At 41.5% G+C, this 23,577-nt stretch carries 16 protein-coding genes; 14 read left to right on the forward strand and 2 right to left on the reverse strand.

Features of this window, described 5'->3' with window-relative positions:
* The first annotated feature begins 4 nt into the window (after positions 1–4).
* From ATE37_RS06955 to ATE37_RS07020, 14 genes are all read left to right on the forward strand, one after another.
* Positions 5–778, forward strand: a complete 774-nt coding sequence (locus ATE37_RS06955; protein WP_084868478.1) for an HAD hydrolase family protein — start codon at positions 5–7, stop codon at positions 776–778.
* A gap of 55 nt (positions 779–833) precedes the next feature.
* Entirely contained in the window at positions 834–1,685 is an 852-nt protein-coding gene (locus tag ATE37_RS06960) for an NAD(P)H-hydrate dehydratase (protein WP_084868479.1), read from the forward strand.
* A gap of 199 nt (positions 1,686–1,884) precedes the next feature.
* Positions 1,885–4,359 (forward strand): bifunctional DnaQ family exonuclease/ATP-dependent helicase, encoded by a 2,475-nt coding sequence (locus ATE37_RS06965; RefSeq protein ID WP_428835837.1) that lies wholly within the window; start codon positions 1,885–1,887, stop codon positions 4,357–4,359.
* Between the two features lie 5 nt (positions 4,360–4,364).
* Entirely contained in the window at positions 4,365–5,588 is a 1,224-nt protein-coding gene (locus tag ATE37_RS06970) for an FtsW/RodA/SpoVE family cell cycle protein (protein WP_007517506.1), read from the forward strand.
* 10 nt (positions 5,589–5,598) lie between these two features.
* Positions 5,599–6,147 (forward strand): DJ-1 family glyoxalase III, encoded by a 549-nt coding sequence (locus tag ATE37_RS06975; RefSeq protein WP_084868481.1) that lies wholly within the window; start codon positions 5,599–5,601, stop codon positions 6,145–6,147.
* Positions 6,148–6,236: 89 nt separating this feature from the next.
* Positions 6,237–6,800 carry an HAD-IA family hydrolase gene (locus tag ATE37_RS06980; RefSeq protein ID WP_342585761.1) on the forward strand — a complete coding sequence of 188 codons (564 nt, stop codon included), beginning with the start codon at positions 6,237–6,239 and terminating at the stop codon, positions 6,798–6,800.
* A gap of 13 nt (positions 6,801–6,813) precedes the next feature.
* Positions 6,814–8,760: a DNA topoisomerase (ATP-hydrolyzing) subunit B gene (gyrB, locus tag ATE37_RS06985; RefSeq protein ID WP_084868483.1), complete on the forward strand. Its 1,947-nt coding sequence runs from the start codon at positions 6,814–6,816 to the stop codon at positions 8,758–8,760.
* Between the two features lie 80 nt (positions 8,761–8,840).
* Positions 8,841–10,568, forward strand: a complete 1,728-nt coding sequence (gene ezrA, locus ATE37_RS06990; protein WP_084868484.1) for a septation ring formation regulator EzrA — start codon at positions 8,841–8,843, stop codon at positions 10,566–10,568.
* 104 nt (positions 10,569–10,672) lie between these two features.
* Positions 10,673–12,061, forward strand: a complete 1,389-nt coding sequence (pgdA, locus tag ATE37_RS06995; RefSeq protein WP_084868485.1) for a peptidoglycan-N-acetylglucosamine deacetylase PgdA — start codon at positions 10,673–10,675, stop codon at positions 12,059–12,061.
* 82 nt (positions 12,062–12,143) lie between these two features.
* Positions 12,144–12,986 (forward strand): aldo/keto reductase, encoded by an 843-nt coding sequence (locus ATE37_RS07000; protein ID WP_084868486.1) that lies wholly within the window; start codon positions 12,144–12,146, stop codon positions 12,984–12,986.
* Positions 12,987–13,274: 288 nt separating this feature from the next.
* Positions 13,275–17,786, forward strand: a complete 4,512-nt coding sequence (locus ATE37_RS07005; RefSeq protein WP_084868487.1) for a S8 family serine peptidase — start codon at positions 13,275–13,277, stop codon at positions 17,784–17,786.
* A gap of 323 nt (positions 17,787–18,109) precedes the next feature.
* Positions 18,110–19,027 carry a glycine--tRNA ligase subunit alpha gene (glyQ, locus tag ATE37_RS07010; RefSeq protein ID WP_084868488.1) on the forward strand — a complete coding sequence of 306 codons (918 nt, stop codon included), beginning with the start codon at positions 18,110–18,112 and terminating at the stop codon, positions 19,025–19,027.
* A gap of 260 nt (positions 19,028–19,287) precedes the next feature.
* Positions 19,288–21,324: a glycine--tRNA ligase subunit beta gene (gene glyS, locus ATE37_RS07015; RefSeq protein ID WP_084868489.1), complete on the forward strand. Its 2,037-nt coding sequence runs from the start codon at positions 19,288–19,290 to the stop codon at positions 21,322–21,324.
* 44 nt (positions 21,325–21,368) lie between these two features.
* Positions 21,369–21,626, forward strand: a complete 258-nt coding sequence (locus tag ATE37_RS07020) for a DUF896 family protein (RefSeq protein ID WP_000377481.1) — start codon at positions 21,369–21,371, stop codon at positions 21,624–21,626.
* Between the two features lie 82 nt (positions 21,627–21,708).
* Here the strand turns inward: ATE37_RS07020 and ATE37_RS07025 are convergent, their stop codons facing one another.
* Positions 21,709–22,953, reverse strand: coding sequence for an NAD(P)H-dependent oxidoreductase (locus ATE37_RS07025; protein ID WP_084868490.1), 1,245 nt, complete (start codon positions 22,951–22,953; stop codon positions 21,709–21,711).
* 17 nt (positions 22,954–22,970) lie between these two features.
* Positions 22,971–23,576 carry an NADPH-dependent FMN reductase gene (locus ATE37_RS07030; protein ID WP_000915933.1) on the reverse strand — a complete coding sequence of 202 codons (606 nt, stop codon included), beginning with the start codon at positions 23,574–23,576 and terminating at the stop codon, positions 22,971–22,973.
* Between the last annotated feature and the right edge of the window lies 1 nt (position 23,577).

Here is a 23,577-nt window from a genome sequence, read left to right on the forward strand (position 1 = left end):
GAAGATGAAATTCGTATTTGACCTGGATGGAACGCTATCTTTTGACTACATGACCATAGATGAGGAGATTCAGCAGGTTCTTTTAAAGGCTGAAGATTATGGGCATGAGCTTGTGTTTGCCTCAGCCCGCTCTTATCGGGATTGCTTGGGTTTATTAGGCCCTAAACTCAGTCAGCGCTTGGTCATAGGGTTGAATGGTGGCGTAGCCTATCATCTAGGGAAGGCTGTTTTCGAAAGGAATCTCGATGCTAGAGTTTATCAGGCGCTAGTGGATTATTGCCAGACTTATAATCTCCCTTTCTTTGTAGATGATTGCTTTGACTATAGTGGTCAGATCGTGGAGAAGATTCCATTTATTTCCAGTGTGGATCCCCTAAAGGTGGCTCGACATCAGAAACTCGAGGACTTGGGGGCTCCGATTAAGGTAGTCGTCTATATGGGTGAACATGAGGATTTGCTTGATGATCTTCTTGGTCAGCTAGAAAGACTGGGGCAGGCTCATCTGTCTTATCATGCGCATGAAAAGTGCCTTTATGTCAACCCCTTGGATACTCATAAGGCGACAACTGTTGAAAAGTTATGCGGGGAGAACTTCATCGCTTTTGGAAATGACCAAAACGATATTGAACTGTTTAAGACGTCGCTCTATTCTGTCCAGATTGGAGATTTTGCTGCTCTTACTCCATATGCAGATGGCACGTTAGAGCTAAAAGGAGAACCTTCTCCAGCAGTAGCAGCTAAAATCTTACAGACTTTTGCGGAATTTAAGGGAAAATAGATAAAAGGAGGTTTGCCCCTCCTTTTGTAGTATAATGGAGTGAGAGGAAAAAACGATGAAAGTGATTGATCAAGCGTTATTAGAAAAAGTCATTATTGAACGTTCTCGTCACAGCCATAAGGGAGATTACGGTCGCCTGCTCTTGCTGGGAGGGACCTATCCTTATGAGGGAGCTATCATCATGTCAGCCATTGCAGCAGTCAAAAGTGGGGCAGGGTTGGTGACTGTTGGCACGGATAAGGAGAATATTCCGGCTCTGCACAGTCATTTACCGGAGGCCATGGCATTTTCTCTTCAAGACCAGCAATTGTTAAAAGAGCAGTTGGAAAAGGCAGAAGTTGTCTTGTTAGGTCCGGGTTTGCGAGAGGATGCATTTGGAGAAGAACTCGTAAAACGAGTCTTTGACTGCCTTAGAAGAGACCAGATTTTGATTGTAGATGGCGGTGCTTTGGGCATCTTAGCAAACGGCCAGTTACCATTTCCTTCCAGTCAGCTCATCCTAACTCCCCACCAAAAGGAATGGGAAAGACTGTCTGGTATAGTTCTTGACCATCAAAATACAGAGACGACTGCTAGGGCTCTTTCTGCTTTTCCTCAAGGGATGATTTTAGTTGAGAAAGGTCCAGTGACTCGTATCTGGCAAGCTGGAAAACCTGAATACTATCAACTGGAGGTTGGCGGTCCCTATCAAGCAACTGGTGGAATGGGAGATACTTTAGCTGGGATGATTGCAGGTTTTGCAGGTCAGTTTCACCAAGTCAGTCTCTATGAGAGAGTGGTGGTGGCAACCCACCTTCATTCGGCTATCGCGCAAGAACTAGCTCAAGAAAATTACCTTGTCTTGCCAACAGAAATTAGCAAGTCCCTTCCGAAAACAATGAAAAAAATATCTCAAAAAGGCAACTAATACCTTAGTTGTCTTTTTATGTTGATGTAGCTTTGTTGATAAGGCTTTCAAATACCTCAGAACCAGCGACCAACTGCTGAACTGGCGTGAAATTCTCTCTTTTAAGGTCATGATATTTACTCAAACTCAAAAGAAAAGCGAGATTGTTATCAAAGTTGAGGGGTGTCAAATCATGCTTTTTTTGATATAATTTTTAATGATGAATGCGAGAAATGATCGGTATGTGGTCGTTGATTTAGAGGCGACCAGCACCGGAAGCAAGGCAAAACTTATTCAAGTAGGCATTGTGGTGATTGAGAATGGTGAAATCATCGATCAGTATGCGACCGATGTCAATCCCCACGAACCCTTGGATTCTCATATCAAAGAATTAACGGGTCTGACCGATCAGCGTTTGGCTGCGGCACCAGAGTTTTCTCAGGTGGCCGGAAAAATTTTTGAATTGGTTAAGGACGGTATTTTTGTTGCGCACAATGTACAATTTGATGCCAACCTCCTTTCAGAATTCCTCTTTTTTGAAGGATATGAATTGCGCACCCCGCGGGTGGATACTGTTGAGTTAGCCCAAGTTCTATATCCTCAATTTGAAAAGTACAATCTAGGTATTCTTTGTCAAGAGTTGGGCATTGAGCTGGAACATGCCCATACTGCCCTGTCAGATGCTCAAGCAACAGCTGAACTCTTGCTTTACATGCGTCAAAAACTTTTTGAGCTACCTAAAGGGCTCTTAGAAAGCTTGTTAGACCTTGCAGACAACCTTCTCTATGAAAGTTATCTGGTGATTGAGGAGGTCTATCAGCAACAATCGCTCTTATCTTCGCCAGACTTGATGGAACTTCATGGGCTTTTCCTCAAAAAGGAAAGCAAAGCCTTAGTCCCACGAAAGTTATCCAAAGATTTTGCTAAAAATATTTCTTTATTGGGGCTGGAGGAGCGTCCGCAACAGTTGGAATTTGCGGAGAAGATTGAGCAATTATTGGAAAAAGACCAGACTTCCTTTATCCAAGCTCAAACGGGACTGGGCAAGACTTATGGTTACCTCCTCCCAGCTTTGAACTTGGAGAGTCAAGCAGGTATTCTAGTGAGTGTTCCGACCAAAATTCTTCAAAATCAAATCATGCAAGAAGAAGGTCAGCGCTTAAAAGAGGTCTTCCATCTGGAAATTCATAGTCTCAAGGGGCCTCAAAATTACTTGAAATTGGATGCTTTTCACCAAATTCTCTATCGATCAGAGTCCAATCGCCTTTTCACACGCTTTAAAATGCAGTTGCTTATCTGGCTAACAGAGACAGAGACTGGTGACTTGGACGAAATCGGGCAACTTTATCGCTATCAGCATTTTCTACCAGAACTAGTCCACGATGGCAAGCTTTCAAAGAAAAGTTTATTTGCTACAGAGGATTTTTGGAAACGAGGGCATGACAAGGCCAAGACCAGTCGTGTTCTTCTGACCAATCATGCCTATCTGGTCACTCGTTTGGAAGACAATCCGGAGTTTGTCGACAATCGTTTGGTTATCTTGGATGAAGCTCAAAAAATGCTGCTAGCTCTCGAAAATCTAGCCCAGCAGGCTTATCGCCTTGAGGAACTTGTAACCCAGCTTGATAAGTCCATAGAGTCAGAGGAAGATTTGGTTCAGAAACGTTTGCTTGAGAGTATCGGCTTTGAATGTCGTTACTTGATGGAGCACTATCAGTCAGGTCTGAAGAATGGAAAGTGGTTGGATTCTCTCGAACACTTGCGCCAGCATTTTTCGGAGTTAGCTCTCCCAGAGTATCGAGAACTTGCAAACTTTTTCACCTCGGACCGTGAATTTTGGCTTGCTACAGCAGAGAAATCGAGCAAGGATGTCTTGATTTGTTCAAGTAAAAAAGGCCGCTTTATACTAGCAGACCTATTGCCGGAAGATTGCAGGCTCCTAGGAGTATCGGCCACTCTTGAAATCAGCAATCGGGTTTCCCTAGCAGATCTATTGGGATTTCCAGATGCTCCGCTTGTTAAGCTTGATGTAGCAAAACAGGAGCAACAAGAAGTCTTTCTAGTCAATGACTTTCCTCTTGTGACAGAAGTTTCGCCTTTTGACTATGCTAGTGAAGTGACTTCTGTCATTCGAAGCTTACAGGCCTTTCAAGAACCCTTATTGGTCTTGTTTACCTCAAAAGAAATGTTGCTGGCAGTTTCGGACCTGCTCGACCAACCGCATCTAGCTCAGTATAAAAATGGGGAACCAAGCCAACTGAAAAAACGTTTTGAAAAAGGTGAACGCCAGATCTTGCTTGGAACAGGTAGTTTCTGGGAAGGAGTTGATTTTTCAACCCATCCTTGCGTGATCCAAGTGATTCCGAGATTGCCTTTCCAAAATCCCCAAGAGCCTTTAACCAAAAAATTAAACCAAGAACTGCGCCAAGAAGGGAAAAATCCTTTCTATGATTATCAGTTGCCGATGGCGATCATTCGGCTAAAACAAGCCCTGGGTCGTACTGTTAGACGGCCCAACCAAGGTTCGGTTGCTGTAATCTTAGACAGTCGTGTTGTCAGCAAGCGTTACGGCAAACAAATCGCTCAGACCTTGTCAAAAGAAAGGGCTGTTCAGGTTCTTTCTAGAGAACGGATAGAGCCTGCTGTAGCTGATTTTCTCCAATCCCGTCGCAATAGAATGAAAGAAAAAAGGTAAAAAATATGAAACGTTCCTTCGACTCTCGAGTCGATTATAGCCTTCTCCTGCCAGTGTTTTGTTTACTGGTGATTGGAGTAGTAGCTATTTATATAGCAGTTAGTCATGACTATCCAAATAATGTGTTACCAATACTAGGCCAGCAAATCGCTTGGATTTCCTTGGGCCTTGTCATTGGTTTTGTGGTCATGTTCTTCAATACCGAGTTTTTATGGAAGGTGACTCCCTATCTTTATGGTCTAGGGCTAGCTTTGATGGTCCTACCTCTTGTTTTCTACAATCCGAGTTTGGTAGCTTCTACAGGTGCCAAAAACTGGGTATCAATTGGTGGAACGACACTTTTTCAGCCATCGGAGTTCATGAAGATTTCCTATATCTTGATGTTGGCTCGAGTCATCGTACAATTCACTCAAAAACACAAGGAATGGCGACGAACTATTCCCTTGGATTTCCTATTGATTGGTTGGATGATTGCCTTTACCATCCCAGTCTTGATCCTCTTAGCCCTACAAAGTGACTTGGGGACTGCCTTGGTCTTTGTAGCTATTTTTGCAGGCATGGTTCTCCTTTCAGGTGTTTCGTGGAAGATTATCATTCCGGTCTTTGCGACAGGAGTGACTGCAGTTGCAGGCTTCATGGCCATCTTTATAAGCAAGGATGGGCGTGCCTTCTTGCATCAGATTGGGATGCCAACCTACCAGATTAACCGCATCTTGGCTTGGCTCAATCCCTTTGACTTCGCGCAAACAACGACTTACCAACAGGCGCAGGGACAAATTGCGATTGGAAGTGGTGGCTTGTTTGGGCAAGGTTTCAATGTGTCCAATCTCCTCATTCCAGTACGTGAGAGTGATATGATTTTTACGGTGATTGCTGAAGACTTTGGCTTCATTGGTTCGGTCTTTGTGGTTGCCCTGTACTTGCTTCTTATTTACCGGATGTTGAAGATTACGCTCAGGTCAAATAATCAGTTCTACACCTATATTTCGACTGGTTTTATCATGATGTTGCTCTTCCATATCTTTGAAAATATCGGTGCCGTGACAGGCTTACTTCCTTTGACAGGGATTCCTCTGCCTTTCATTTCTCAAGGGGGATCCGCAATTATTAGTAACCTCATCGGTGTCGGTCTCCTCTTGTCTATGAGTTACCAGACCAACCTAGCGGAGGAGAAAAGTGGAAAAGTTCCATTCAAACGAAAGAAAGTCGTCCTAAAACAAATCAAATAAGGAGGCCACTATGGCAACAGTAGCAGTTATTTTAGCCCAGGGTTTTGAAGAAATTGAAGCCTTGACAGTAGTTGATGTCTTGCGTCGAGCAAACATTTCATGTGATATGGTAGGATTTGAAGAGCAGGTGACAGGGTCACATGACATTCAGGTAAAAGTCGACTATATCTTTGATGGCGATTTGTCCGACTATGACTTGGTCGTTCTTCCAGGTGGTATGCCAGGCTCTGCTCACCTACGGGATAATCCAGCCCTCATTTCACAGATTAAAGCCTTTGACCAAGTAGGAAAGAAAATTGCTGCCATCTGTGCAGCCCCAATCGCCCTCCATCAAGCAGGTGTCCTGAAAGACAAGCACTTTACTTGTTATGACGGAGTTCAGGAGCAAATTACTGACGGGATTTACCAAAAGAAAACAGTGGTTGTAGATGGCAATCTAACAACTAGCCGAGGACCGTCAACCGCACTTGCCTTTGCCTATGAGTTGGTAGAGCAGTTGGGAGGGGATGCTGAAAGTTTACGAGTCGGCATGCTCTATCGAGATGTCTTTGGAAATTAACAGTAAGACGAGAGTTCGGCTCTCGTTTTTACTTGGAAAAATCTAGGAAATCATCGCTTTTTTCATAAAAAAATGGTATAATGAAGGGTATGAAATATCACGACTACATATGGGATTTAGGTGGTACCCTATTGGATAATTATGAGACTTCTACAGCAGCCTTTGTAGAGACCTTAGCCCAATACGGAATAGAGCAAGAACACGACCGTGTTTACGAAGCCTTGAAGGTTTCGACAGCTTTTGCTATCGAGAAGTTTGCCCCAGACATCGAGAATTTTTTAGAAAACTACAAAGAAAATGAAGCGCGTGAGCTAGAATACCCAGTTTTGTTTGAGGGAATTCCAGAACTACTCAAAGACATTTCTGACAAGGGTGGTCGCCATTTCTTGGTTTCTCATCGAAATGACCAAGTGCTAGAACTTCTTGCTAAGACCCAGATAGCGAACTACTTCACCGAGGTGGTGACTGCCAGTTCTGGCTTTAAACGAAAACCAGATCCTGAGTCCATGATTTATTTACGTGATAAATATCATATTACATCTGGTTTGGTCATTGGTGATAGAAATATTGATGTAGAAGCAGGTAAAGCTGCCGGCTTAGATGCCTATCTTTTTAAAAACGTTGTGACACTGAGACAAGCAATAGACATGTAAGAAAAGGGAAAAAATGACAGAAGAAATCAAAAATCAACAGGCACAAGATTATGATGCCAGTCAAATTCAAGTTTTGGAGGGACTTGAAGCTGTTCGTATGCGTCCAGGTATGTATATTGGATCGACTTCAAAAGAAGGCCTTCACCATCTAGTCTGGGAAATCGTTGATAATTCAATTGATGAAGCCCTAGCTGGATTTGCCAGTCACATCCAAGTCTTTATAGAGCCAGATAACTCCATCACCGTTGTAGATGATGGACGTGGTATTCCTGTTGATATTCAGGAAAAGACAGGACGTCCCGCTGTTGAGACCGTCTTTACAGTCCTTCACGCTGGAGGGAAATTTGGCGGTGGCGGATACAAGGTTTCAGGTGGATTGCACGGTGTAGGTTCATCAGTAGTAAACGCTCTTTCAACTCAACTAGATGTTCATGTCCACAAAAATGGTAAGATTCATTACCAAGAATACCGTCGTGGTCATGTAGTTGCTGATCTTGAGGTGGTTGGAGATACAGATAAAACTGGAACAACAGTTCACTTCACACCAGATCCAGAGATTTTTACAGAAACAACGACCTTTGATTTTGAAAAATTAAACAAACGTATTCAAGAACTAGCCTTTTTGAACCGAGGTCTTCGAATCTCCATCACAGATAAGCGTGAAGGTCTCGAACAGACTAAACATTACCACTATGAGGGTGGGATTGCTAGCTACGTTGAATATATCAACGAGAACAAGGATGTGATCTTTGATACACCAATCTACACAGACGGTGAGATGGATGATATCACAGTTGAAGTAGCTATGCAGTACACAACTGGTTACCACGAAAACGTCATGAGTTTCGCCAATAACATTCACACCCATGAAGGTGGTACGCATGAGCAAGGTTTCCGTACAGCACTGACACGTGTTATCAATGATTATGCTCGCAAAAATAAGCTACTAAAAGACAATGAAGACAACCTAACAGGGGAAGATGTCCGTGAAGGCTTGACTGCAGTTATCTCAGTTAAGCATCCAAACCCGCAGTTTGAAGGACAAACCAAGACCAAACTGGGGAATAGTGAAGTAGTCAAGATTACCAATCGCCTTTTCAGCGATGCCTTCTCTGATTTTCTCATGGAAAATCCACAGATCGCCAAGCGCATCGTGGAAAAAGGAATCTTGGCTGCCAAGGCTCGTGTAGCTGCCAAGCGTGCGCGTGAAGTCACACGCAAGAAATCTGGTTTGGAAATTTCCAATCTTCCTGGAAAATTAGCAGACTGTTCTTCGAACAACCCAGCTGAAACCGAACTCTTCATCGTCGAAGGAGACTCAGCTGGTGGATCAGCCAAATCTGGTCGTAACCGTGAGTTCCAGGCTATCCTTCCAATTCGTGGTAAGATCTTGAACGTTGAAAAAGCTAGCATGGATAAAATCCTTGCAAACGAAGAAATTCGAAGTCTTTTCACAGCCATGGGAACAGGATTTGGTGCAGAATTTGATGTCACTAAGGCTCGTTACCAAAAACTCGTTTTGATGACCGATGCCGATGTTGATGGAGCCCACATTCGAACACTCCTGCTAACCTTGATTTACCGCTACATGAAACCAATCTTAGAGGCTGGTTATGTCTACATTGCCCAACCACCGATTTATGGGGTTAAAGTTGGAAGTGAGATCAAAGAATACATTCAACCTGGTGCAGATCAAGAAATTAAACTCCAAGAAGCCTTAGCACGTCATAGTGAAGGGCGTTCAAAACCAACCATCCAACGTTATAAAGGTTTGGGAGAAATGGATGACCACCAATTGTGGGAAACAACCATGGATCCTGAACATCGCTTGATGGCGCGTGTTTCAGTAGATGATGCTGCTGAAGCAGATAGAATCTTTGATATGTTGATGGGAGATCGGGTAGAACCTCGCCGCGAATTTATTGAAGAAAACGCTGTTTACAGTACACTTGACGTCTAAAAAATGTGGGAAATAGTTCCCTTGGTTTAAAAAATATGATATAATCATTACGATTGTTTCTAGTATAAAAGGAGTTTGATATGTCTAATGGACAACTAATTTATCTAATGGTTGCGATTGCGGTCATTTTGATTTTAGCTTATGTAACAGCCATTTTTCTACGTAAGCGTAATGTAAGCAGATTAACGGCGCTTGAAGAAAGAAAAGAAGAACTCTACAACCTTCCTGTAAATGATGAGGTTGAAGCCGTTAAAAATATGCACTTGATTGGTCAAAGTCAGGTAACCTTTCGTGAATGGAATCAAAAATGGGTTGATTTATCTCTGAACTCATTTGCAGACATCGAAAATCACCTCTTTGAAGCTGAAAACTACAATAATTCTTTCCGTTTCTTTAAAGCAGCTCACAAGATTGATCAAATTGAAAGCCAGATTAGTTTGATTGAAGAGGATATTGCAGCTATTCGCAATGCCCTTTCTGAACTTGAAAAGCAAGAATCTAAGAATAGTGGTCGTGTCCTACATGCTTTGGACTTGTTTGAAACCCTTCAACATACTGTTGCAGAGGACTCAGAGAAATATGGAAAAGCTCTTCCTGAGATTGAGAAACAATTGGAAAACATCCAATCGGAATTCTCTCAATTCGTTACCCTTAACTCATCAGGTGACCCAGTTGAAGCTGCAGCAATCTTAGATGATACTGAAAATCATATTCTTGCTCTAACGCATATTGTTGATCGGATTCCAGCTCTTGTTGAAACCTTGACAAAGGAATTACCGGATCAATTAGCAGATTTGGAAGAAGGCTATCGCAAGTTGTTGGATGCCAACTACCACTTTACTGAAACAGATATTGAGTCACGTTTCCAACTTTTGCATGAATCTTTGAAGAATAATCAAGAAAACATTCGCCAGTTGGAGTTGGACAATGCAGAGTATGAAAATAATCGCATTCAAGAAGAAATCAACGCACTTTATGATATTTTCACTCGTGAAATTGAGGCTCAAAAAGTCGTTGAGAATCTCCTCTCAACACTTCCAACCTATCTCAACCACTTGAAGGAAAATAACCAGGTGCTTGTTCAGGATCTTGAACGACTAAATAAAACTTATCTTCTTCCAGAAAGTGATGGGAATCATGTCCGCCGACTTCAAGAAGAATTAGCTGCACTTGATACCGCTATTTTAGAAGTAACAGAGGACCAAAGAGAATCTGCTCAAGCCTATTCTGTTCTTGAAGAACAGTTGGAAATGCTTCAAAGCAATCTCAAAGATATTGAAGATGAGCAAATTTCTGTGAGCGAACGACTTGCGCAAATTGAAAAAGATGACCTCAATGCTCGCCAAAAAGCAAATGTCTATGTGAATCGTTTGCACACTATCAAACGTTACATGGAGAAGCGAAACTTACCAGGAATCCCTCAAAGTTTCTTGAAACTCTTCTTTACTGCAAGTCATAACACAGAAGATTTGATGGCGGAGCTAGAACAACCGCAGGTTAATATTGAATCTGTTAAGCGAATTCTTGAAATTGAAACGAATGATATGGCAGTACTTGAGACAGAAACATATGACATTGTTCAGTATGCAACTTTGACAGAGCAACTTCTCCAATACTCAAATCGCTACCGTTCATTTGATGAACGCATCCAAGAGGCTTTCAACGAAGCACTTGAAATTTTTGAGAAAGAGTTTGACTATCGGGCATCATTTGAGAAGATTTCTCAAGCCTTGGAAGTTGCAGAACCAGGAGTTACAAATCGTTTTGTGACTTCATATGAAAAAACACGTGAAGCAATTCGCTTTTAAAATAGGAGCTTAGAGAATTCTAAGCTTTTTCTTTATTTTTTGAAATGGAGCTAGATTATCTGTTTATCATTGAAATAATAGCTTTGATTTGATATGATGGAAATATGAAGAAAAATATGAACCATGTTTCTCACGATAAAAAGAGAAGGTTATTGCTTTCCTTTGTTGGAATCTTAGGAATCGCTATGATTCTTTTGGGAAGTGCCATTGGCTACAAGGTTCTACAAAAGCAATCTTATGAACAAAAAATTGAAGCGTTAAAAAGCGAAAAGGACCAGCAATTCAACTCAGGTAGTCAGAAGGACCATTTCCAAAAAGGGCAAGCTGAGGTGATTGCCTACTACCCTCTGCAAGGAGAAGAGGTCATTGCGTCTATTAGAGAAAAAATCAACCAAGATATCAAAGAAAATCTAGAAGATAAAGAGGATCTGGTCTTTTATTATACAGAGCAGCTGGATCCTGTCCTTAAGGGAGTTGTTGCTCGTAATATCAGTAAGCAAGTCTACGATTTGTCTGCAGCAAAGGTTGAAGAAAAAGAAAAGACTTCCTTAGGGAAAATTTTCTTGACTGAAGATGGGAAAGCTTTTGACCTCAGTAAACTCTTCAAAGATGCAAGCAAGGCTAAGGAACTCTTACTGAGTCAAATCAAATCGACTCTAGAAGATAAGAAACTTGACCAGGCAAAAATTGATCAAGTTATAAAGAGCTTCACAGATCAGGATTTGGCATCTTGGAGTTTTGATTATAAAGATAGTCAAATCATCCTTTATCCTGCTAATCCTGGAGAGACTGTTGAAGAAATTGCTTTACCAATATCCAGTTTCTTTGATGTCATTGAGTCTTCTTATCTATTAGAAAAGGATGCGGAACTCTACCAATCTTACTTTGCTAAGAAAAATAAAAAGGTTGTAGCCTTGACCTTTGATGATGGTCCAAATCCGACTACAACTCCACAAGCTTTGGATACCTTGGCTAAGTACGGTGTAAAGGCAACCTTCTTTGTACTTGGAAAAAACATAGCAGGAAATGAAGATCTTCTGAAACGAATGAAATCGGAAGGTCATGTTGTGGGAAATCATAGCTGGGATCATCCTGTCCTTTCTAAATTATCTCTCGAAGATGCTAAAAAGCAAATCACTGATACAGAAGATTTGTTGACTCAAGTTTTAGGATCAAGCTCTAAACTGATGCGCCCACCTTATGGTGCCATTACTGATGATATTCGAAATAGCCTTGACTTGAGTTTTATCATGTGGGATGTGGATAGTTTAGACTGGAAGAGTAAGAATGAAGCTGCTATTTTGACAGAAATTCAACACCAAGTTCGTAATGGTTCCATCATTCTCATGCATGATATCCATGGTCCTTATGTTAATTCCCTACCAAGTGTCATTGAGTATTTAAAGGGTGAAGGGTATACATTTGTAACCGTTCCCGAATTGCTCAATTCTCGCTTGAAAGCTCACGAGATCTATTACGACCGTGATCAATAATTGTTAAAATCTAAAGGAGCAAGTGTTCTGATAATCAGAATTTTTGTTTCTTTAGATTTTCTTCACATAGAAAGGAAAAACGATGAAATCATATACCCTTAATAATGGAGTTTCCATTCCTGTACTAGGATTTGGAACATGGAAGGCTGAAAATGGAGAAGTAGCCTACAAAGCTGTTTTAGAAGCCTTAAAGGCTGGTTATCGTCATATCGATACTGCAGCTATCTATAAAAATGAGGAAAGTGTTGGTCGTGCTATTCGAGATAGCGGTATTCCACGACAAGAAATTTTTGTAACGACCAAACTCTGGAATACCAATCACAGCTATGATGAAGCACGCCAAGCATTTGAAGAATCAATGGAAAAACTGGGATTGGATTATCTAGATTTGTACCTTATTCATTGGCCAAATCCAAAACCACTAAGAGAAAATGACGAATGGAAAACTCGCAATTCTGAAGTCTGGCGAGCGATGGAGGATCTTTACAAAGAAGGCAAAATCCGTGCTATCGGCGTTAGTAATTTCCTTCCCCATCATTTGGATGCTTTGCTTGAGACAGTAAGAGTCATTCCGGCGGTCAATCAGGTACGCTTGGCACCAGGAGTTTATCAAGAGGAAGTGGTTGACTACTGTAGAGAGAAAGGAATTCTCCTAGAGGCTTGGGGGCCTTTGGGGCAAGGGGAGTTGTTTGAACAGAAAGAAGTCCAAGAAATTGCTGCTAAGTATGGGAAATCAGTGGCTCAAATTGCCTTGGCTTGGAGTTTGGCAGAAGGTTTTTTACCTCTACCTAAGTCAGTGACAGCCTCTCGTATCCAGAGCAATCTTGATTGTTTTGGAATTGAACTCAGCAAATACGAGCAAGAAGTCTTAAAGACAATTTCAGTGACTTCTGGTGCACCACGTGTGGATGAGATGGATTTTTAGTTTGTGAAATCTATTTATATCGAAATGATGAAGACTAGGAATTTTTAATCCTAGTCTTTTTGTGTATAAAAGTCTAGATTGTTTGTATAATAAAATAGTTTTATAAATTGAAATAAATGAATAAATCTAAAAGATGTTGCTTTGATAGAGCAAATAACACGAACAATAAAACTAAATAAGAACATTACATACGCAAATATTACATTTTTGTGACAATTCAGATTTTTATGAAAATTTTTGATTATTTGCGTTATAATGGGTATACTTTAAAGAAAAAGGAGATTATTTATGGATAGACGACAACGTTTTTCATTACGGAAATACAAATTTGGTCTTGCTTCAGTTTTGCTGGGGACTGCTTTGGTTTTTGGAGCAAGTCAAGTTAATGCCAATGAGCAGAGTACAGGTGAAAATCAGGCTCAAACTCAGGAAATCAAGACAGAGCTAAAAGACGATAAACACTCAAGCTCTTCAACTGACCAAACCAATACTAATGTGATAGCTCCAGTAGCTGGAGAGAAACAGAAAGTTGAAACTTCTAAAGAGGATGCTAGTAAACAAGATGCTAGGGTAGAAGCCCCAGTTGATAAAACTGTCGAATCTCAAGAATCAGGAAAAGATAGCGCAGTTGCAAATGAAGGAAATCAAGGTGTCGTCCAAAAAGAAACAACAGTCAATACGAGTATCGCGTCTGCCACTGAGAAGGTCTCTACCATAGAGAAAAAAGAGGCTCAAGCAACGACAGTTCCTAAAACTACTGGACAAACAGCAACTACTGAAAAAGAACAAGAAAAAGCTGAGTCTGCAAAACCCAATAGTCTTTCAAGCAATGATATCATCACAGTGCCGAAAACTTGGAAGGCTGGTTACAAGGGGACAGGGACCGTTGTTGCCATAATTGACTCTGGGCTTGATTTGAATCATGAGGTTCTTCGAATTTCGGATCCGTCAAAAGCAAAATTTAAAAACAAGGAAGCCATCGAAGCAGCTAAAAAGGCTGCTGGGATCGACTACGGTAAATGGTACAGCGATAAGGTTGTCTATGCCTATGACTACTTTGACGGAACAGATAAGATTAAAGAAGCAGAAAGAACTTCTCATGGAATGCACGTAACAGGGATTGCTGCTGGAAACCCTGATAAAGAAGCACCGAATGGTGAAAAGGTCTATGGTGTTGCACCAGAAGCCCAAGTCATGTTTATGCGTGTCTTTTCAGATCGCCAAAAAACGACAAGTTCGGCCCTTTATGTAAAGGCGATTGATGACGCAGTTGCCTTGGGAGCAGATGCCATTAATATGAGTTTGGGATCTAGCACTGGTTCTATGGTAGATGCTGGTTCTGATATTGTGGATGCTATCAAACGGGCTCGTGCCAAGGGAGTTTCTGTTCTTATCTCAGCAGGAAATAGCAATACATTCGGAAATGGTTATTCAAAACCGCTAGCCGAAAACCCAGACTATGGCTTGGTTGGAAATCCATCCACTGTTGAGGATTCGATTTCAGTTGCTTCTGTCAACAACAAAACATTGACAACAGCGGTTTTTGAAGTCAAAGGTCTAGAGGGAAATGCCGGCCTTCATAACGGAAAATTTGATTATAATCAACCTGAGGCAGATAAGGACTTTGAAAAAGGAAAAGAGTATGAATATGTCGAAGCAGGGTTAGGTCGTGAAGAAGACTTTGCTAAGTTGGATTTAACTGGGAAACTGGCCCTCATTCAGCGTGGAGCCATGAACTTTTCAGAGAAGATCAAAAATGCACGAAAACACGGTGCAGTTGGTGCCTTGATCTACAATAATGTAGAAGGCGCAAACATCAATATGTCTATTGATGATGAAGCAAAGAAAATTCCTTCTGTATTTATTTCTAAACAGTATGGTGAAGCCTTAAAATCAGGAAACTATAAGATTGTTTTTAATGACAAGATGGATAATCGCCCATCTGATGTAGCCAATCAGTTATCTGACTTTTCAAGTTGGGGGGTGACTACTGATGGACAATTGAAACCAGACGTAACAGCTCCTGGTGGCAATATCTACTCATCCTTTAATGACAATACCTATGGAAGTATTAGTGGCACCAGTATGGCGGCTCCTCACGTTACGGGTGTTGCAGTTCTGGTTAAAGAATACCTCCAAAAACACCATCCAGAATTGACTCCTGAGCAAGTATCAGAGACTGTCAAGGCCTTGATCATGTCAACTGCAAAACCACATGTTAATAAGGATACAGGCACTTATACCTCTCCTCGTCAGCAAGGTTCTGGGATTGTGGATACTGCTGCTGCAGTGTCAACAGACCTCTATGTAACGGGTGAAAATGGCTATCCAAGTGTGACTTTAGGAAATGTTGGAGATCAATTTACTTTCAAGGTCACTGTACACAATATTTCAGATACTGACCGTACTCTCAAGATGGTAGTGAATACCAATACAGACGAGGTCCAAGATGGAAAATTCACCCTTCGACCTCGAAAACTAACGGAGACAGTCTGGCCTGAAGTGACTGTTAAAGCCCACAGCAGTCAAACAGTCACTGTTAAAGTGGATGCTCGAAAATTTGCTGCTGAACTCAGCAAACAAATGCCAAATGGCTATTTCCTTGAAGGGTTTGTTCACTTTGTAGATCCAGCAGATGATGGGGATATTGTGAGTCTTGCATTTATGGGCTTCCGAGGAGAGTTCCAAAATCTCCCCGCTGTCGAAAAACCAATTTACAATCTTGTTCGAGAAGGGAAAAATGGATTTTACACAGAAGTAGACAAGGAAAATCCTGCAGTTAACTACTCTAATGATGCTACCTATCTCGCAACCTTGCAAAATGACCTTCTAGTGTCTAAAGGTCAACGCCAAGGACGCCGAATTACTGTTCTTGGAATCGAACAAAATGCTGAAGGTAAGCATGTTCTTCAGTTGGACGAAAAAAGGAATGTCCGTATTGCTATTTCTCCAAACGATGATGGGAACAAAGACTTAGTCGAATACAAAACGGTTGCTTTGAGAAATCTGGTAAATCTTCGGGCAACAGTTTATGCGGCTACGGATACCAAGCATGAACATCCTATTTGGGAGGGCGATGCAAAGGATCTCCGTAAGAATTATTTTGATGGAGACAGTAGAAATCTGAAGAGTTATATTCTAGATAATACTGCTTGGAGAGGTCAGGATTTTGATGGGAATACCGTTGCAGATGGTTTATATGACTATGTTATTAGTTACACACCAGACGTTCCAGGAGCTAAAGAACAACACACAACCTTTAAAATTCAGATTGATACTCAAAAACCTGTCATCACAAGTGGTTATATTCGCTTTAAAGATGGAAATCAAGAATTCGTAGCTCGAAAACCAAAAGATGTGGGTCAAGGCGGTATTCTTTCAGAAAAAGTCTTCTACCTCACACCATTTGACCAGAAAGGGACCATGGTTCTAACTGGAAAAGACCAGTCTGGAACTCGTGCGCTTGAGAACACCCATCTGATTAAGGCCAATGCTGACGGTAGTTATACACTTCCTAAGGATGTTGATAAGGCTAATATTTACTATCTTGTTGAGGACTATGCAGGAAATGTAGACTATATCTCACTTGCCGAACTTGTCCGCGATCAAAATAGTGGTCGAGTTAAAATTGACTTGAAGGATGCAAAAACAAACCAAGATATTGATACCCTCTACGTCTATCGAATCAAAAATAGCAAGGGGCAATATGTTGATGTTGACAAGACAAAAGCGATTCATTTCTTACAGTTTGGTCATTATACAGCAGAAATTTTCAGTTATGACCGAACAGAATTGAAATTTATCAGTGCCTTATCCCAAGAGTTTGACTTGACGGAAGAAAATAGTTTCCAAACCATTACCTTCCTAGCAAATCTCCTAGAATATGCACCTGTGTCTGTTTCCTTCAATCGAGCAGTTCCAAAGACGACTACAGTAGTTTTGAAAGGAGAAGATGGGACAAGTATCACTCTTCCTGCTGAAAAATACGGTCAATACGCCTTTGGTAAGAAAGTTGCTACAGGTCGTTATACTGTACAAGTCACCTTGCCAACTGGATATGAACTCCTTGAAGATCTCGTTTCCTTGCTCGTTCAGCCAGGTCGAAATAATGCTTTGCGTCTATCTGTTGTGTCTAAGTTGGCCTTGCTTGCTGCGGTAAATCAACAAAAAGAACTGGTAGAAATGTCTCGTTACTTTAATAGTAGTGCAGATAAGAGAAAAACTTATGACCAAGCTTTCCAAGTTGCGCAGTCAGCCTTGTCAAGCAAGTTGAAACAAGAATTGATTGATGGCGTTCTCGCTAGTCTTGAAGCTGCTGGTAAAGCTTTGGATGGAAAAGATTCGAACGTTACAGCCTTGAAAGAAGCTATGAAAGCTTACTATGCAACGACTAAAACTGGACGATATGCTAATGCCAAGGAAAAAGTACGTCGTGCTTATGATCGTGCCTTCCAAGAAATTGCTTTACTCGCTGTGGACCCTAAAGTCAAACAAGATCAAATTGACCAATCTCTTATTGCCCTAGCTACAGCTAAAAGTAAACTAAATGGCAAGGCCACAGACTTCTCTAGTCTAAAGAAACTGGTCAAGGATGAACGTCTTTTCCAAGAAAAGAACGCGAGATTTGTCTATGCAGACAAGAAAGAAAAAGCAGCTTATCTTTTAACTTTTAAAGAGGCACAGGAACTCCTTAAAGATCCAGGAGCGAGCCAAGAAGATGTCAAAGATGCCATTACAGCATTGAAACAAGCCAAGAGAAATCTGCATGGCAAAAAACCAAAAGCAAGAAGACATCCTTAAACAGGACTTTCTGAAGCTTTATTAATAAATGAGTCTGGAACTTTGTTTTCAGACTCATTTTTGGTTTACACTAGCTAGAAAATCTGCTATAATACTAGCTAGGAAAGAAAGTCTTATGGCGTTCTTCAAGCGAGCTTGGGGTAGTGGGAGCCAAGTAGAACAAGGTAAGAAACTGGCGCTTTCTGTCGTATTTTTAAAAACAATGAAGTAATAAATTAGGGTGGAACCGCGTTTCTGACGCCCCTAGGTCACTTGACTTAGGAGCAAAGACACGGTTCTTTTTGTATCCAAAGTCATAAGAATTTATAAAAAAGGAGTAAACAATGTCTAAGAAATTAACATTTCAAGAAATTATTTTGACTTTGCAACAATTTTGGAATGACCAAGGTTGTATGCTCATGCAGGCTTATGATAATGAAAAAGGTGCGGGGACAATGAGTCCTTATACCTTCCTTCGTGCTATTGGTCCTGAGCCATGGAATGCAGCGTATGTAGAACCATCACGTCGTCCTGCTGACGGTCGTTACGGGGAAAATCCTAACCGTCTCTACCAACACCACCAATTCCAAGTGGTCATGAAGCCTTCTCCATCAAATATCCAAGAACTTTACCTTGAGTCTTTAGAAAAATTGGGAATCAACCCTTTGGAACACGATATTCGTTTCGTTGAGGACAACTGGGAAAACCCTTCTACTGGTTCAGCTGGTCTCGGTTGGGAAGTTTGGCTTGATGGGATGGAAATCACTCAGTTCACTTATTTCCAACAAGTTGGTGGATTGGCAACTGGCCCTGTGACTTCGGAAGTTACCTATGGTTTGGAACGTTTGGCTTCTTACATTCAAGAAGTGGACTCTGTCTATGATATCGAGTGGGCTGATGGCGTAAAATATGGAGAAATCTTCATCCAGCCTGAGTACGAGCACTCAAAATATTCATTTGAAATTTCGGATCAAGAAATGTTGCTTGAAAACTTTGATAAGTTTGAAAAGGAAGCTGGTCGTGCATTAAAAGAAGGCTTGGTTCACCCTGCCTATGACTATGTTCTCAAATGTTCACATACCTTTAACCTACTTGACGCGCGTGGTGCCGTATCTGTAACAGAGCGTGCAGGCTATATCGCTCGTATCCGTAACTTGGCCCGTGTCGTAGCCAAAACCTTTGTCGCAGAACGCAAACGCCTAGGCTACCCACTTTTGGATGAAGAAACACGAGCTAAACTCTTAGCAGAAGACGCAGAATAGTAAGTAATACTGTGCTCTAAAATCGTTAAAGGCAAGTCGAAGACTTGCTAGAGGGATATGCACCGCCGTACTGTTATGTGGGGATTTTTGAAACCTTGGGTTCAAAAATCAGTCAGCTAAATCCACTTTGATGAGACGGTTGGAAATCTTAGTTTATTTGGTATAAGATTTCCTTACAGACTCACAAAAGTTAGTTAGCGACGTCCCCAGTACCTAAGGTGCATATCAAAAAAGATTGAAGAAAATGTAAAGGAAAAAACATGACAAAAAACTTATTAGTAGAACTCGGTCTTGAAGAGTTACCAGCCTACGTAGTAACTCCAAGCGAAAAACAACTAGGTGAAAAAATGGCAGCCTTCCTCAAGGAAAACCGCCTGTCTTTTGAAGCCATTCAAACCTTCTCAACACCGCGCCGTTTGGCTGTTCGTGTGACTGGTCTTGCAGACAAGCAATCTGATTTGACAGAAGATTTCAAGGGGCCAGCAAAGAAAATTGCCTTGGATGGTGATGGAAACTTCACCAAAGCGGCTCAAGGATTTGTCCGTGGGAAAGGCTTGACGGTTGAAGATATTGAATTTCGTGAAATCAAGGGTGAAGAATATGTCTATGTCACCAAGGAAGAAATAGGCCAATCAGTTGAAGCCATTGTTTCAGGTGTAGTAGACGTCTTGAAGTCACTAACTTTCCCTGTCAGCATGCATTGGGCTAACAACACCTTTGAATATATCCGCCCTGTACACACTTTGACAGTTCTCTTGGACGAGCAAGAGTTTGATTTGGATTTCCTTGATATCAAGGGCGGTCGTGTGAGTCGCGGCCATCGTTTCTTGGGACAAGAAACTAAGATTCAGTCAGCATTGAGTTATGAAGAAGACCTTCGTGAACAGTTTGTAATCGCGGTTCCTCGTGAACGTGAGCAAATGATTGTTGATCAAATCAAAGCAATCGAAGCTGAGCATGGTGTACGTATCGAAATTGATGCTGATTTGCTCAATGAAGTCTTGAACTTGGTTGAATACCCAACTGCCTTTATGGGAAGTTTTGATGCCAAATACCTTGAAGTTCCAGAAGAAGTCTTGGTAACTTCGATGAAGGAACACCAACGTTACTTCGTTGTTCGTGATCAAGAAGGTAAACTCTTGCCAAACTTCATTTCAGTCCGTAACGGAAACGCAGAGCATTTGGAAAATGTTATCAAGGGTAATGAAAAAGTCTTAGTTGCTCGTTTGGAAGACGGTGAATTCTTCTGGCGTGAAGACCAAAAATTGGTCATTTCAGATCTTGTTGAAAAATTGAACCATGTGACCTTCCACGAAAAGATTGGTTCTCTTCGTGAACACATGATTCGTACAGGTCAGATTGCCGTCCTTTTGGCGGAAAAAGCTGGTTTATCAGTGGATGAAACGATTGATCTTGCCCGCGCAGCATCCATTTATAAGTTTGACTTGTTGACAGGGATGGTTGGTGAGTTTGATGAACTCCAAGGAATCATGGGTGAGAAATATGCCCTTCTTGCTGGGGAAACTCCAGCAGTTGCGACTGCCATTCGTGAACACTACATGCCTACATCAGCGGACGGAGCTCTCCCAGAGAGCAAGATTGGAGCCATTCTAGCCATTGCAGACAAATTGGATACGATTTTGAGTTTCTTCTCAGTAGGCTTGATTCCATCAGGTTCTAATGACCCTTATGCCCTTCGTCGTGCAACTCAAGGTGTAGTTCGTATCTTGGATGCTTTTGGTTGGCACATTGCTATGGATGAGTTGATTGATAGCCTTTATGCGTTGAAATTCGACAGCTTAACTTATGAAAATAAAGCAGAGGTCATGGACTTTATCAAGGCTCGTGTTGATAAGATGATGGGTCCTACTCCAAAAGACATTAAGGAAGCAGTCCTTGCAAGTTCGAACTTTGTCGTGGCGGATATGTTGGAAGCAGCAAGTGCTCTCGTCGAAGCAAGCAAGGAAGAAAACTTCAAACCGTCTGTCGAATCTCTCTCTCGTGCTTTCAACTTAGCTGAGAAAGCAGAAGGATCTGAAACAGTTGATCCTGCTCTCTTTGAAAATGAAGAAGAGAAAGCCTTGGCGGAAGCAGTAGAATCACTCGTTTTATCAGGGACTGCAAGTCAGCAATTAGAACAACTCTTTGCGCTTAGTCCAGTTATTGATGCTTTCTTTGAGAATACTATGGTAATGACCGATGATCAAGATATTCGTCAAAATCGATTGGCTGTTTTGTCGCAATTAACCAAGAAAGCAGCTAAACTTGCACGCTTTAACCAAATCAATACCAAGTAGACTCTCTATTAAACGAACTGTATCTTTTTACAAAGGAGATAAACATGGATTCAAAAAAAATCGCTCGTATCAACGAGCTCGCTAAAAAGAAAAAAACAGAAGGCTTAACTTCTGCTGAAAAAGTGGAACAAGCTAAACTTCGTGAGGAATACATCGAAGGCTATCGTCGTGCTGTTCGTCACCATATTGAAGGAATTAAGATTGTTGATGAAGAGGGAAATGACGTCACACCAGAAAAACTACGCCAAGTGCAACGTGAAAAAGGTTTACACGGTCGCAGTTTAGATGATCCTAACTCATAAAATGAAAGGGGGCTGTAGATGATTTACAAGCCCTTTTTCTGTTGTAATAACAAAAGGAGCCAAATGGCTCCTTTTGGGTTTCTTAGTTGCTTGCACCAGAAGTAGCGTCTGCGCCACCACCGTGGCCTCCAGCATCACCTGAATCAGAAGCGCCAGAAGTAGCATCAGCGTCTCCATGACCTCCAGCGGCAGGAGCAAATGGTCCGCTACCACCTACCAAACGTTGACCCGTTTCTTTTAGGTACCAGTCAAGCCATGGTTGGAAGTTAAAGACAATTTCATTGATACCAGCGTATGATCCGTCAGGATAGTACATCGCTTGGTAGTTGTGAGTATTGATGACGCCTGCAGGAGAACCTGGAACGATCGTACGGACGTATTCTTGGTTTCCGTTGCGAAGTGTTCCGATGACCCATTCTACGTTCTTCATACGTGCTGGTGGAAGAGAATTGTGAACAGTCGACATACGGCTACCTGATTGAGGTGGTACACGTTTAGCAAACATGGTGTCTGGATCTTGGTGAGCATTGTTGTAGTAGAGGAATTGGTTGTTGTCGTCAGCGTATGTCAATTCAAATGGCATAGCTTTCAAGAACATATCAATTTGGTTAACGGTCAAGATACCGTGGTCCAACTTGACATAGGTATCACCAGAAACAGCTCCAGTGATTGCAGCAACTTTTTCTACCCATTCTGGATCGTCAGGATCAACTTCCGTGATGGTTGTAGCAATTGGTTTTCCACAATCCAAGTCTTCTGGTTCAATTGGTTTTGGTTTTTTCAATTTCGAAACGACTCCTACGTATTTTACAAAGTTATCTAAGCAAGTTTCAAGGAATTTAACAGTTCCTTCGTTGGTGATATTTCCGTTGTTATCAAAAGCTTCCTTAGCTTTACCAAGAAGGAATTCGTTACCTGGAAGCGTGTAGGCATTGACACCTGGAGCATCAAGGATTTTACGAAGGTGAACTTGGGCACGTGATGTTCCTTGGTCATAGTATGATGCACCCACAATCATGACAGGCTTGTTTTCAAATGGATGAACTTCGTATGAAAGCCATTCGAGTACAGATTTGAGTGAAGCTGAGATAGTGTGGTTGTGCTCAGGAGTAGCGATAATGACACCATCAGCACGTGTAATCTTGTTATACAAGAAACGCAATTGGAAGCTTTCGTCCCATTTTTCGTCTTGGTTAAACATTGGAACTTCGTCAATTTCAAGGACTTCTAATTCAAATTTGAATTTGAAATTGCGACGAATAAATTCCAAGAGTTTGCGGTTATATGATTGATCGTAGTTTGATCCAACAAGTCCAACAAATTTCATTCTTTCGGTCTCCTATCTTACAAATTTTCCCAGTCAAATTCTTCAGCGTCTTTGCGAAGCAATTCTTGTGCATTGCGCAATTTTTCAGTAATCTTCACAAAGATACGGAAGTCATCAAAGATGGCATCCAATTTCTTGATGACATCAAGGTCAACTAAGTCACCACTTGGGTTAAATGCTTGAAGAGAGTGTGAGAGCAAGAATTCATCTGGAAGAACATTTGCCTTGATTTCAGGAGCATTCAAGATTTGACGAAGTTGCAATTGGGCACGAGATGAACCAAGTGTACCGTAAGAAGCACCAGTGATCATGATTGGTTTGTTCAAAAGTGGGTAGATACCGTAAGATAGCCAAGCAAGAGCGCTCATCAAAACTGCAGGGATAGAGTGGTCGTACTCAGGAGTACCGATAATCACACCGTCAGATGCTTCAATTTTAGCTGCAATTTCAAGAATTTCAGCTGGAAGTTGCTTATCTGCTGGTTTGTTGAAAACAGGGATGTCCTTGATTTCAACGAGTTCAATTTCAGCTTTATCAGCAAAGTGTTTTTGCATGTATTGGAGCAATTGGCGGTTTGTAGAACGTTTAGAGTTCGTTCCAACAATGGCAATAAGTTTTAGCATG

It is taken from the genome of Streptococcus oralis subsp. tigurinus, from assembly GCF_002093575.1.
Lineage (GTDB): Bacteria > Bacillota > Bacilli > Lactobacillales > Streptococcaceae > Streptococcus > Streptococcus oralis_CH.